Source organism: Mucilaginibacter celer, from assembly GCF_003576455.2.
Lineage (GTDB): Bacteria > Bacteroidota > Bacteroidia > Sphingobacteriales > Sphingobacteriaceae > Mucilaginibacter > Mucilaginibacter celer.
The window spans coordinates 7,063,075-7,075,321 of record NZ_CP032869.1 but is presented as its reverse complement, the minus strand read 5'-3'; the positions used below and the strand labels follow the sequence as shown (position 1 = coordinate 7,075,321).

The window sequence follows — 12,247 nt, the reverse complement described above, 5'->3', positions numbered from 1 at the left end:
TTACAAGTAAAAAATATGTTTTAGATTCTCCTTACCCAAACAAATACCGATAAAAACGTAACTTGCTGCTGCGCAGTTTAAAACCGGCAGGTAAAAAACAAGCTTTTCCTATCAATTATAAACTTATTTACGTCAAAAAACGTCCATGAAATACAGGCTGTTTCTGTTTGCTTTGTTAGTATTGCATAGCCTGCAGGCAAGGCCGGCGGTTTTTACCGTTACCAGCAATGCCGATAGCGGGCCCGGTACCTTACACGAAGCGCTTACCAAAGCTGCCGCTAATGGTGATGCAACCCAGGACGTGATCAATTTTAATCTTCCGGGTACAGATCTTGCCTCGCGCACCATTATCCTGCTTACCCAGCTTCCAAACGTAAGCTCGAATGTAATTATTGATGGTACAACGCAGCCCGGCACCAAACTGGGCCGGAGCGATGCAAAAGTAAACCTCATTGCCGATATTAATTTCGATTCGCCGGGTATTTTGCCGGGTGGACTTATATTGGATGGGGTTAAAAAAGTGGAGATCTATGGCCTGGCAATCAAGGGGTTTAATGCTTCGCTTAAAAACTTTAACGGCATGCTTTTTTTTACGGCGATAGGTGTTTACGAGAGTTCAGACATCACCATCGGGGCTCCCGGAAAAGGGAATGTTTTGGCCGATAATATTTACAGCATTTATGGCGTGCGGGATCTGGCAACAGGTAACAGGTATAACGAAAATGTAAAAATCAGTTCCAACTTCCTGTCGTACGACGAATCGGGTACAGTGGTTTACGAATCCGGTTCATCAATTTATATCAATGCCAACAATTCTGTTATAGGCGGATCAACACCTGGCGAACGCAACTATATCGCCAAAAACATTGAAGTTTACGGTGATAGCTATCAGTTTATCAACAACTCGCTTTCTATCGATGTTGACGGGCAAGACAGCCGCGCGCCGGGAGCTTCCAGTACATTCCGGTTTCAGGGAAACGGATTTAAGGTGAGCAACAATGACTTTTGCGCATCGTTATTTTTGTTTATAGATGCTCATAATTTCAGTTTTACCGGCAACAGGCAAAGCCCGCTGCGCGATAACTCGCTTATTTCGATTACCGATAGCAGCAACGGACTTGTCGGGAGCGATAATCCGGCCGAAATAAATACTTTTATCAATGATGGCGGAGCGATGAGCTCTATCCATTCAACCAATATCACCATCAAAAAAAACAGTATCAGCTGCAGTAAAGTACCCTACAAAATTTCGGACGGAACGGCTATACCTGATATACATGTAGCGGTTAACAACAATACCGAATTTTCGGGAACGGCCTCGCCTGGTGCAGCAATTTATATTTACAATGACAATACCGATTGCCCTGTATGCAACCCTGTTCAATACCTCCAGACGGTTATGGCCGATGCGGCAGGTAACTGGAAAATAACAGGCAATTTAAGTGCGCTTAAGCTGGTTGCTAATGCCACGCTAAATAATAACTCGTCCGAATTTACTCAACCTGTGGTATCATCAAACCTGCAGGATGTGGATATCAAGCGCCCCACCTGTGGTAAACAAAATGGCTCCATCACTTTAAAAAACCTAAAAAATGTTACCACCATTAACTGGTACGACAGCAATAACCAATTGGCCGGAAGCGGACCAACTTTAAATGCCGGGCCGGGTACTTATTATGCCAAATGCAGCAGCGGATCGTGCTATGCCCAAACGGATGCTTTTACCCTAACCGATGAAACTCCGGCTTTTGACCTTTCGGGCCTTAAAAAAACTAATGCCACCTGTGGTAATAACAATGGCAGTATTACAGGAATTTACCTCAGTAACAGTACCGGAAATCCTCCCCTAACCTGGACCAATGCCGCCGGTACTATTGTTGGTCACGATATTAACCTTTCCGGGCAACCAGCCGGAGATTACACCCTCAGCGTGATGCTTGATAATTGCACCATACCCAATTACGGACCTGTTACTTTAACTAACGAGGATATAGTTATCGATCCGCCGACGGTAAGCAATTTTCAGCTTTGCAGTCCCGGTGTTGCTTTTATCCCGGTAAACAACCCGGTTGAAGGTTCGGTTTACCGATTGTACGATACCGAAGCTGCTGCAACGCCCCTGGCCGAACAACCTTCAGGAAAATTTAAAATTACGGTTACCGCAGGGCGAAGTTACTACATAAGCCGCGTTACCGATGGTTGCGAAAGTGCCCGCAGCAAGGTTGATGTAAGTGTTGGCCTTTCAAATTTATATATCGCTAACACCATAACGCCAAACGCCGATGGTGTAAACGATTACTGGCAGATCCCCGGTATTGAAAATTACATAGCGGCTACCGTTAAAATATTTAACCGCTACGGGCAACTGGTGTTTGATTCGAAAGGTTACGACCATCCGTTTAACGGCACACAAAACGGCCACGAACTGCCATCCGGCACCTATTATTACATCATTAACCTTAACAGCAGCTGCGGCATTCTTTCGGGTAACTTAAGCATTATCCGTTAGCACAAGCTGGCGCAGGTACATCTGGATGGTATTCTCTAAACCGTAGTATAAAGCATCGCTAACCAATGCATGGCCGATGCTAACCTCTAATAAACCGGGGATATTTTGGGCAAAATATTTAAGGTTATGCAAATCCAAATCGTGCCCGGCGTTAAGGCCAAGTCCGGCTTGCTGTGCAACCTTTGCGGCTTCAATGTAAGGTGCTATAGCCAGTTCTTTACCTTGCGGAAAGTGCGTGGCGTAACCTTCGGTATAAAGTTCAACGCGGTCGGTACCGGTTTTGGCGGCGCCTTCAACCATGGCGGGGATAGGATCAACAAATATTGATACCCGGATGCCGGCTTCTTTAAACACCGCTATCATATCTTTTAAATAATGATAGTTGGTGATGGTATCCCAACCGTGATTTGAGGTGATCTGGCCCAACACATCAGGCACCAGCGTAACCTGTTCGGGTTTATTGGCCAGCACCAGGTCAATAAATTTTTGCTCCTGGCAATTGCCTTCTATATTAAACTCGGTGGTAACTATTTTTTTAAGTTCGAAAACGTCGTTGTAACGAATGTGGCGCTCGTCGGGCCTTGGATGCACGGTAATGCCCTGGGCACCGAAACGTTCGCAATCTTTGGCAACCTGGATCAGATCGGGGTTATTACCACCGCGGCTGTTACGCAAAGTGGCTATTTTATTGATATTGACAGATAGACGGGTCATGCATCAAAGTTAGGCATCATTTAAATAAATTGTCCGATATATTTAACTTTAGAGCATGAAACCTAAACAAATTATAATTGAATTGGCCATACTTGTTGCCATATACCTGCTTTCGTTTTTTTGCTGGCCGGTATTATTCGGAGCAGTTCATGGTAATATGACACTTGATATCAACCTGCACGATACTTATTTTGTTATGTCCGCGTCTCCCGGGCAACTGTTGGTATTGAGTACTTTTTCTCTTTTAAGTACGCTGATCTATTTTATCCGCGCTGTTGTTAAACGTTATAAAAACAAAGCAGTCAATGTTATTACAATAGCAAGCAATTTTTTGCTGATTATTATGCTGATAAAGATATACCGGATGATTTTGCTTTTTGAGCAAACGTTGGATGCAAATGCCAAAGGGTGGACCATATACCCTCCCCTTTCGGCACTTGGCGGGCATGAATATCCAAAAACACCTGTAGCACATCTTCATTTTGACAGCTACATGTTTATTCCTATAGTTATTTTTATGTTAATATTAGTGATCAGCAGTACCCAAACCGGTAAAAACTGGAAAACTAACACCCATGAACAAGCATCTGCCTAAATTATATCTCCTGCTTTTTATCCTGATAGTTTTTTGCGGTGATGCTTTTCCGCAAACCATCTACCGCAAAATAGAAAACTACAAAGCATTTTACGGCTGGGCGCATAACTACCCGCAGGATTGGATGGTCCTTCGCCGCTTTGATAACGAAGGTCGCAATTACCTGCTGATGGTAAACCCGCAAACGCTGGAGACCAAAATAAACGAAAGCAGCTTTTACCAGATCAAGCCGATGAGTATGGAGCAGGCGCGCGATTTTTTTAAAAGTACACCTTATGTTAAAGCCCTTAGCAAAGCCGAAAAACAATCTATAAGTATCCAGGACGCGGGAATAGAAAGTGGTGTCCCCAAACAAACCGGTATCAGCCTCACGGCCGATCTTTGCCCTTCGCACCGGCCTTTAGATAAACGCATTTTTACCGATATCTTCACCGAATTTAAAAAGGTAGAGCGACCGGTACCAATAGCACTTTCGGTAACGGGTATCTGGATGCGCCAGCACCCGCAGGATCTGGCCTGGCTGAAACAAATGCAGGCCAACCACGAAATTTATATCACCTGGATCAACCACTCCTACAATCACCGGGTAAGTTTGAAGGCTCCGCTTAAAGAAAACTTTTTGCTTGAACCGGGAACGGATATCAATTATGAGGTACTGGAGACGGAGAAAGCTATGCTGCGAAACGGCTTGCTGCCATCGGTATTTTTCAGGTTTCCGGGTTTGGTGTCTGATCAGCAACTGGTATACCAGGTTACCAATTTTGGTTTGATCCCGGTTGGTACCGATGCCTGGCTGGCTAAAGGGCAGCAACCGCAAAACGGCAGTATTGTATTAATACACGGCAATGGCAATGAGCCGGTCGGGGTTAATGATTTCATCAAACTACTCCAATCAAAAACACGATCAATAGCCGGTAAACAATGGCTGCTATATGATTTGCGGGAGAGCGTGGATGAGGAATTTAGCGAAGCGCCGTGATTTTGAGTAGACAGTTTTGGGTTTGTGGATAGCAGTTGCAGCGGCCCCTGGCTTAAGTCTTGTGCAGCCGGCCGCGCATGGATACCTTATGAGTTTTTGCCTCTTTGGCGCAAGACTTATGCAAGATGAGACTGAATCAACTAACCAGATTACCTTTTTTTTGACGTTTTACCGCATTAGTTATGATCATAACGAGCAAAACCAATAAGTGTATCGCTGTAATTAATAAATCAAAAAAAACAGGAATTATTCCTTCCTCTCCCCGCCAAAACAATAATACACATCCCCCAATAATTACATTATAAAATATCAGTACAGCTAAGTTGATCATCAAAAGCTTCCAAAACTTCGTATTCACAGCCAATGCATAGCGCGAAAGCACCAGGCATACAAAAAGCATAATGACGATTGCAACAATCATATCTTACTGATAAAATAAAATCCAAACTAATTTAAACATCAAATCGACAAAATAAAAAAAGGCATGGGTCAAAAAAACCATGCCTTTCAAACAAAAACCTTTCAGCTTTCGCCTTTATCCTTTAACCTAAAAGATTAATAACGGTAGTACTCCGGTTTAAACGGACCATCAACAGTTACGCCTATGTATTCAGCCTGATCCTGATCCAGTACTTCCAGTTCAACACCAATTTTGGCAAGGTGTAAACGGGCTACTTTCTCATCAAGGTGTTTTGGCAGGGTATAAACTTCGTTTTTGTAAGCAGCGCTGTTAGTCCAAAGTTCCAACTGGGCTAAAGTTTGGTTGGTGAACGAGTTACTCATTACAAAGCTTGGGTGACCGGTTGCACAACCTAAGTTAACCAAACGGCCTTCGGCTAATACAATAACGTCTTTACCTTCAATGGTATATTTATCAACCTGTGGTTTGATCTCTACTTTAGTATCGCCATAAGCGCCGTTTAACCAGGCCATGTCAATTTCGTTATCAAAGTGACCGATGTTACAAACGATAGCTTTATCTTTCAAAGCACGGAAGTGTTGCTCACGCACGATGTTTTTGTTACCGGTAGCAGTAACAACAATATCAGCCTCGGCAATGGCTGTGCTTAATTTTTTAACTTCAAAACCTTCCATTGCAGCCTGCAGGGCACAGATCGGGTCGATCTCGGTAACGATAACACGTACGCCGGAGTTGCGCAATGAATCGGCCGAACCTTTACCTACGTCGCCATAACCGCAAACTACGGCTACTTTACCGGCCATCATTACGTCGGTTGCGCGACGGATAGCGTCAACCAGTGATTCGCGGCAACCGTATTTGTTATCAAATTTCGATTTGGTAACCGAGTCGTTCACGTTAATAGCCGGCATTGGCAGGGTACCTGCTTTCATGCGCTCGTATAAACGGTGTACGCCGGTAGTGGTTTCTTCAGATAAGCCCTTGATATTGCCAATAAGTTCAGGGTATTTATCCAGTACCATGTTGGTTAAATCGCCACCATCGTCAAGAATCATGTTAAGCGGCTGGCGGTCTTCGCCAAAAAATAAAGTTTGTTCAATGCACCAGTCAAACTCTTCGGCATTCATACCCTTCCAGGCATAAACAGAGATACCGGCAGCAGCGATAGCGGCGGCGGCATGATCCTGGGTAGAGAAAATGTTGCATGAAGACCAGGTAACTTCGGCGCCAAGGGCTGTAAGGGTTTCAATTAATACAGCGGTTTGGATGGTCATGTGTAAACAGCCGGCAATCCTTGCGCCTTTAAGCGGCTGCGTAGGGCCGTATTCCTTACGTAAAGCCATTAAGCCAGGCATCTCAGCCTCAGCCAGTTCAATCTCTTTACGTCCCCACTCTGCCAGCGACAGATCTTTTACTTTGTATTTAACGAATGCAGTTTCTACTGATGACATATCAATTTTTATTTTTGAGACTGCAAAGTTAACTTATATCCTTGTGAAAATGAAATGTTTGGTTTTAACGTGTGAGGCAGATCGCTTTTAACACACGGGGCTCCTATGGAGCCGGAAACCCGGATAAGAAATATTGCTATAAATACGGCACCCCTATGGGGTGTGGTAACGCAAATTATAGTACTCCGTAGGAGTAACGTGTTTATAGCAATACGGATAGTTAGGAAAAAGGCTCTGTAGGTGCCTCGTAATCACCACTTCTTTTAAAGACGATGTATCAACAAAAGAAAAACCAAACAGTATCCCACTCATGTATTGGATGGGGCAATTTCTGCCATTATATCTTCGTAACTATACTGGATATAATTTACTTTAAACTCGTTCAATATCGCTGGAAAATCTATTTTATCGATACTACACATTTCCGCGGCCTCGCCTAATGATAATTTCCCCGCTTCATATAATTTGGCAGCGATAAAACGCACTGTTTCATCATGCTCTTGGGCAAGAGTTTCCGGTACATTTAATATCATATTTGCCATATCATAAAGATAGCAAACAAACGGTTACAAAACCCTACGCCTGCAACTGCTTCTGCGCCTCGCCTTGCTGCATGCTCAGGTTACCATTATAAACCCCACCGTTTTCAACCGAAAGGTTTTGTGTTTTTATATTGCCGGTAATGCGCCCTGTAGCCCTTATTTCGAGTGATGAGGTATTGATATCGCCGGTTACTTTACCGTAAACCACAATCTCTTTAGTGGTGATATTGCCTTTAACCTCGCCTTTTTCGCCGAGAATGAGGCCTTCATCGACAGTCACATCACCGTTAACCAGGCCGTCGATACGGGCAAAAGCCGGGGCTTTTAAATTTCCATCCAAAACACTGCCTTCGCTAATAAGGGTCGAGATAGCTTGCAGGTCGAGCGAAACCTTCTCCTTTTTTGAAAAAATAGCCATGCTTTTTTAAGTCGTAAGTTCTAAGTCTATAGTCTTAAGTAAAATCCCTTTGTAATCGAATGCAAACGTCCGACTTAAGGCTCAGAACTTAAGACTCCCGACTTATTTATTCAGTGTTAAAAATTTAACAGGGTTTATTGGTTTACCATCTTTACGTACCTCGTAGTGCAGGTGCGTACCAGTTGAGTGCCCGGTTGAACCTACTTTACCTATATCATCGCCAACAGTAACCTTCTGGCCAACTTTTACCTCAATTTTTGAAAGGTGACCATACAAAGTTTCCAAATTATTGATATGCTGAATGCGCACGCAGTTACCATAACCACCGGCCCATCCGGCAAAAACAACTTTACCACTGGCCGTACATTTTACCTCATCGCCACGGCGGCCCTGGAAATCAATACCCGGATGAAATTCGGCATGTTCTGAGTTAAACGGATCGCTGCGGTAACCAAAAAACGATGTAAAGGAACTGATGCGCGGATAGCCCATCGGCGTAAAAGCAATGGTGCTGGTTAAATGCTTCAGGTAATCATCATACAAACTGTAAGCTTCACTATCCGGAAGTTTGGCCGCTTCGTTATTACCGCTGCCGCCGGTGCTTTTAACGGCAAAACCTTTCAGTCCGCGGCGTTTTAAATAATCGTTAATGGTTTTGAGCTTGGTTTCGATAGATTGGATATATGATTGGGCCGAACCCTGCTGCGTATTTGCCGGATTTGCCACTGCCGCCGGTACTGCAATTTTTAGTTTGGCTATCTGCGCCTGCAATTGCTTATTGCGCTCTTCCTGTTCTTTATTTTGGCTGTGCAGGTAAAAAACCAGGCCACTCAATGCGGCTACAACGGCAAATACACCCAGGGCGTAGTGCCTTAACCTTTCAATATGCTTGGTTTTAATTTGTAAAGATTTTGCCTGCTGCTGATTTTTGTTGATGATAACAATGGTACTGATGTCAGATGTTTTTGGTTTCATCAAAGTTTAAATAGATTGGGGTATGCAAGATATAAATTCCTGATAATAAAACAATATTAAATGTGTGTTAATAAGTTATCAGCAAAATTGCTTAATACGGTAATCGTCAAACAATTGTTATTATTAGCTTTTATAAACGTAAACAAATTATCATTTCTTATTTTTGTATCACTGATTTTATTTAAAAGCTAAAAAAACATGATGTATCCTGAATATTTGGTAGCCCCAATGCGGGAAGACCTTACTAAAGTTGGTTTTGAGGAATTGAAAGATGCTGCTGCTGTAAAAAGCGCCATCGAAAGCGAAGGTACCGTATTTGTAATGGTTAACTCGGTATGTGGCTGTGCTGCTGCCAACGCGCGCCCTGCTGCAAAAATTGCTGCCGCCAATGGCAAACACCCTGATAAACTGGTAACCGTTTTTGCCGGTATGGAGAAAGAAGCTGTTGATGTAGCCCGTAACTATATGTTGCCTTATCCACCGTCGTCGCCTGCAATGGCCTTGTTTAAAGATGGCAAACTGGTACATATGATTGAACGTTACCAGATTGAAGGCCGCCCGGCACAAATGATTGCCGATAACCTGATTGACGCATTTGAGCAATACTGCTAATTTTTTTTGAGCTAAAAGCGGAAGGCAGAAAGCTGAAAGCATAGGGCGGAAAGCTGAAAGCAAAAGGCTTAAAGCCCAAAGCTAAGAATACAAAAAGAGCCGATGGAATTTCCATTGGCTCTTTTCTTTTATATAATAATCTTGAACCATTCCTGCTTTAAGCTTTCAGCATTCGGCTTTAAGCTTAAATGGGATAAGGCAAAAGCCGGAAGCTCGCCTTCCGGCTTTTGCAGTTTATAACAATCTCATTTCACCTCTATTGTTTAAACTCCTTCTGTATCCCTGGTTGTAAAAGTACGTGCAAATTTTAAATACCGTGTTGGCGGTATGTTATATTTTGCTTGCTTCATATTGTCTGAACCCGAATTTGGGGGAATTATTAGAATTTATAGAATGTTCCTTTCTAAAATTCTGATCATTCATTAATTCTATAAATCAGTTCAGACAAAATCCGAAATCGAAAATCTCAAATCCGAAATTCTTCCCAACCACTAATCTCTCTACTCCGTCTTCAAACTCTTCACCGGGTTCATGGTTGCAGCCCTGATGCTCTGGTAGCTTACCGTTAGCAGGGTTATGGCAATAGCCCCAATAGCGGTCAAACCAAAAATCCACCATGATAACACCGCCCGGTATTTATACTCCTGCAGCCAACCATCCATAAAGTAATAAGCGGTTGGTATGGCTATCAACAGGGATATCGAAACCAACACTACAAAATCTTTCGACATCAGTTGCCATAAACTGAATACGGACGCACCTAATACTTTACGTACGCCAATCTCTTTGATACGTTGTTCGGCCATAAAAGATGCCATGCCGAATAGCCCCATACAACTGATGAAGATAGCCAGTAGTGTAAAGAAACCTGCCAGTTTGCCTATGCGTTCTTCGTTGGTGAATTTGCGGGCGTATTCTTCGTCGGTAAATTTATACTCGAAGGGGCTGCCGGGGGCATATTGCTTGTAAACGGTTTCTATTTGGGCCAGCGCATCATGCGCGCTCATTTTGGGGTTAAGGCGGATATCCACCAGGCCGCCCGCATCGTTATCTAAAATAAATATGGATGATTTGACCGGCTCGTAAGGTGACGACATGATCATATCCCGCACCACGCCGATAATCTTATATTTTTTACCCCAATCTACTGTTTCGCCAACGGCATGTTTAAAATTCATGAAACGGGCAGCGGTTTCGTTTACAATCATACTTGATGAATCGCTTAGGTTGTGACGTTCAAAATCACGGCCTTCCACTAATTTCCACTGGGCAACTTTACCAAACTCGGGGCTGAGGCTTATGGTAGCAAAATCATCCTGTAAACCGGCCGGTTTACCGCGCCAGTTTAAACCGCTGTTGTTTGAATATACATCGGTAAGCGGACTGCCCGACTCGGCAATTTCAATTATAGCGCCCGATTTAAGCAAATCATTCCTAACGGCTTCAAAATGTTTATGGATCTCATCCGTACGCATATCTATCTGCACCAAACCCGTGCGCTCATAACCGATAGGCCGGTTTTTGGTGAATTGCACCTGCCTGAAAACGATGAGTGTACCAATAATCAGCGTAACCGATACCGCGAACTGTACCACAACCAGTATTTTGCGCGGCACAGCGGCATAGCGCCCGGCTTTAAAAGTGCCTTTCAATACCTTCACCGGCTGAAACGACGAGAGGTAAAAGGCTGGATAACTACCTGCAATCAGCCCGGTAATAATACTAAAACCAAAACCCATCAGCCAAAAAACACCATTACCCCAAAGGATATGCATGTTTTTATCGGCAACGCTGTTAAACCACGACAAGGTAAGCTGAGCCAGCAAAACCGAAATTAAAAATGCAAACACCGCCAATATAACCGACTCGATAAAAAACTGGCTGATGAGCTGGCTGCGTAAAGAGCCAACCGTTTTGCGGATGCCAACTTCCTTAGCCCGTTTCTCGCTGCGGGCGGTGCTCAGGTTCATGAAGTTGATACAAGCCAGCATCAGTACAAACACACCGATAATGCCAAACATCCACACAAACTTAATATCGCCGCCAACATTAAAGCCATCCTTAAAGTTTGAGTACAGGTGCCATTTGCTCATAGGATGCAAAAACACCGCGGGCTTAAAGCTTGCACCCACATCATCGCCCTGGGCTTTGATGGCATGCAGTTTCAGATCTTTTATTTCTGCAGATACTTTTTGCGCATCGATACCCGGTTTCAGCTGCGCGAAAATTTGCCACGAGTTGTTACCCCAACGTGTTTCGGCACGTTTTAGCCATGGCGCGGTGTTCATATACAAATCCCAGGGAGCGATAAAACCCAGCTCGCGGAAGGCGGAGTTATGGGGCAGATCCTCATAAACACCCGTAACCTTCACATTCCAAACGTTATCAATTTTGATGGTTTTCAGCATCGGGTCGGCATCACCAAACAAAGCCTTTGCCAGCGAGGCCGAAAGTAAAACCGAAGATGGATCTGTTAAACCCGAGCGCGTACCCTTCAGCATTTTTAAAGTGAGCAGATCAGGCGCTTCGGCCTGCATATAGCTGCCCTCTTTGGTAAGCTTTTTATCACCATAAGCCATAATGTGGCCATAGTTCCAGGATGAAAGCACTACGTATTTAAAATCGTGCTTATAATCCTGTCTTAGTTTGTAGCCAAGCGGTATGGGCATGGCTGTTTGCGAACCGGTTACACCGTTAAAGGTTTGGTTTTGCCATACCTGCACAATGCGGTCGTAACTGTCAAAATTTTTATCGTACGATAGCTCGTCCCAAATCCAAAGGCCTATGAGCATGGCCACCGCCATACCAACCGATAGGCCGGTAATGTTAATAAGCGTATGCGCCTTGTTCTTAACAAGGTTACGCCAGGCAACGGTTAGATAATTTTTAAACATGATGGTATATCATTTTACTTTGTGTCATTGAGTCATTTGCTTCGCGTCATTGGGTCATTGAGTCATTTTTGTCTGAACTCGAATTAAACGAATTAGGAGAATTTTTCGAATTTGCTTGGCATTCTGTTAATTCATTA

At 43.7% G+C, this 12,247-nt stretch carries 11 protein-coding genes; 4 read left to right on the top strand and 7 right to left on the bottom strand.

Annotation, left to right across the window (positions count from 1 at the left end):
* Nucleotides 1-145 precede the first annotated feature (145 nt).
* The gene (locus HYN43_RS29715; RefSeq protein ID WP_119407435.1) at nucleotides 146-2,509 is read left to right on the top strand and encodes a T9SS type B sorting domain-containing protein; all 2,364 of its coding nucleotides are present in this window, start codon (nucleotides 146-148) and stop codon (nucleotides 2,507-2,509) included.
* Here HYN43_RS29715 and HYN43_RS29710 read toward each other — a convergent pair.
* Nucleotides 2,492-3,223, bottom strand: a complete 732-nt coding sequence (locus HYN43_RS29710; protein WP_119407434.1) for a pyridoxine 5'-phosphate synthase — start codon at nucleotides 3,221-3,223, stop codon at nucleotides 2,492-2,494. The two genes, HYN43_RS29715 and HYN43_RS29710, sit on opposite strands and share 18 nt — an antisense overlap.
* 55 nt (nucleotides 3,224-3,278) lie before the next feature.
* Here HYN43_RS29710 and HYN43_RS29705 point away from each other — a divergent pair, with 55 nt between their 5' ends.
* Together HYN43_RS29705 and HYN43_RS29700 are read left to right on the top strand one after the other, a co-directional pair.
* A complete protein-coding gene (locus HYN43_RS29705; protein WP_119407433.1) occupies nucleotides 3,279-3,818 on the top strand; it encodes a hypothetical protein in 540 nt (179 codons plus the stop codon).
* Entirely contained in the window at nucleotides 3,799-4,797 is a 999-nt protein-coding gene (locus HYN43_RS29700; protein WP_205589845.1) for a polysaccharide deacetylase family protein, read from the top strand. Before HYN43_RS29705 ends, HYN43_RS29700 begins: the two co-directional genes overlap by 20 nt.
* A 136-nt stretch (nucleotides 4,798-4,933) precedes the next feature.
* Here the strand turns inward: HYN43_RS29700 and HYN43_RS29695 are convergent, their stop codons facing one another.
* The 5 genes from HYN43_RS29695 to HYN43_RS29675 form a co-directional block, all read right to left on the bottom strand.
* Nucleotides 4,934-5,218, bottom strand: a complete 285-nt coding sequence (locus tag HYN43_RS29695; protein ID WP_119407432.1) for a hypothetical protein — start codon at nucleotides 5,216-5,218, stop codon at nucleotides 4,934-4,936.
* A gap of 134 nt (nucleotides 5,219-5,352) precedes the next feature.
* Entirely contained in the window at nucleotides 5,353-6,669 is a 1,317-nt protein-coding gene (ahcY, locus tag HYN43_RS29690) for an adenosylhomocysteinase (RefSeq protein ID WP_119407431.1), read from the bottom strand.
* 308 nt (nucleotides 6,670-6,977) lie between these two features.
* Nucleotides 6,978-7,211, bottom strand: coding sequence for a UPF0175 family protein (locus HYN43_RS29685; RefSeq protein WP_119407430.1), 234 nt, complete (start codon nucleotides 7,209-7,211; stop codon nucleotides 6,978-6,980).
* A gap of 34 nt (nucleotides 7,212-7,245) precedes the next feature.
* On the bottom strand, nucleotides 7,246-7,629 hold the full coding sequence (locus tag HYN43_RS29680) for a bactofilin family protein (RefSeq protein WP_119407429.1): 384 nt from the start codon (nucleotides 7,627-7,629) through the stop codon (nucleotides 7,246-7,248).
* A gap of 102 nt (nucleotides 7,630-7,731) precedes the next feature.
* Nucleotides 7,732-8,604, bottom strand: a complete 873-nt coding sequence (locus tag HYN43_RS29675; protein WP_119407428.1) for a M23 family metallopeptidase — start codon at nucleotides 8,602-8,604, stop codon at nucleotides 7,732-7,734.
* A gap of 201 nt (nucleotides 8,605-8,805) precedes the next feature.
* Between HYN43_RS29675 and HYN43_RS29670 the strand changes: the two genes are divergently transcribed.
* A complete protein-coding gene (locus HYN43_RS29670; protein WP_119407427.1) occupies nucleotides 8,806-9,216 on the top strand; it encodes a BrxA/BrxB family bacilliredoxin in 411 nt (136 codons plus the stop codon).
* A gap of 500 nt (nucleotides 9,217-9,716) precedes the next feature.
* Here the strand turns inward: HYN43_RS29670 and HYN43_RS29665 are convergent, their stop codons facing one another.
* A complete protein-coding gene (locus HYN43_RS29665) occupies nucleotides 9,717-12,110 on the bottom strand; it encodes an ABC transporter permease (RefSeq protein ID WP_119407426.1) in 2,394 nt (797 codons plus the stop codon).
* Nucleotides 12,111-12,247 lie beyond the last annotated feature (137 nt).

Coding starts and splice junctions, on each gene's coding strand:
- HYN43_RS29715 (WP_119407435.1), top strand. CDS start 146: ATGAAATACAGGCTGTTTCTGTTTGCTTTGTTAGTATTGCATAGCCTG.
- HYN43_RS29710 (WP_119407434.1), bottom strand. CDS start 3,223: ATGACCCGTCTATCTGTCAATATCAATAAAATAGCCACTTTGCGTAAC.
- HYN43_RS29705 (WP_119407433.1), top strand. CDS start 3,279: ATGAAACCTAAACAAATTATAATTGAATTGGCCATACTTGTTGCCATA.
- HYN43_RS29700 (WP_205589845.1), top strand. CDS start 3,799: ATGAACAAGCATCTGCCTAAATTATATCTCCTGCTTTTTATCCTGATA.
- HYN43_RS29695 (WP_119407432.1), bottom strand. CDS start 5,218: ATGATTGTTGCAATCGTCATTATGCTTTTTGTATGCCTGGTGCTTTCG.
- ahcY (WP_119407431.1), bottom strand. CDS start 6,669: ATGTCATCAGTAGAAACTGCATTCGTTAAATACAAAGTAAAAGATCTG.
- HYN43_RS29685 (WP_119407430.1), bottom strand. CDS start 7,211: ATGGCAAATATGATATTAAATGTACCGGAAACTCTTGCCCAAGAGCAT.
- HYN43_RS29680 (WP_119407429.1), bottom strand. CDS start 7,629: ATGGCTATTTTTTCAAAAAAGGAGAAGGTTTCGCTCGACCTGCAAGCT.
- HYN43_RS29675 (WP_119407428.1), bottom strand. CDS start 8,604: ATGAAACCAAAAACATCTGACATCAGTACCATTGTTATCATCAACAAA.
- HYN43_RS29670 (WP_119407427.1), top strand. CDS start 8,806: ATGTATCCTGAATATTTGGTAGCCCCAATGCGGGAAGACCTTACTAAA.
- HYN43_RS29665 (WP_119407426.1), bottom strand. CDS start 12,110: ATGTTTAAAAATTATCTAACCGTTGCCTGGCGTAACCTTGTTAAGAAC.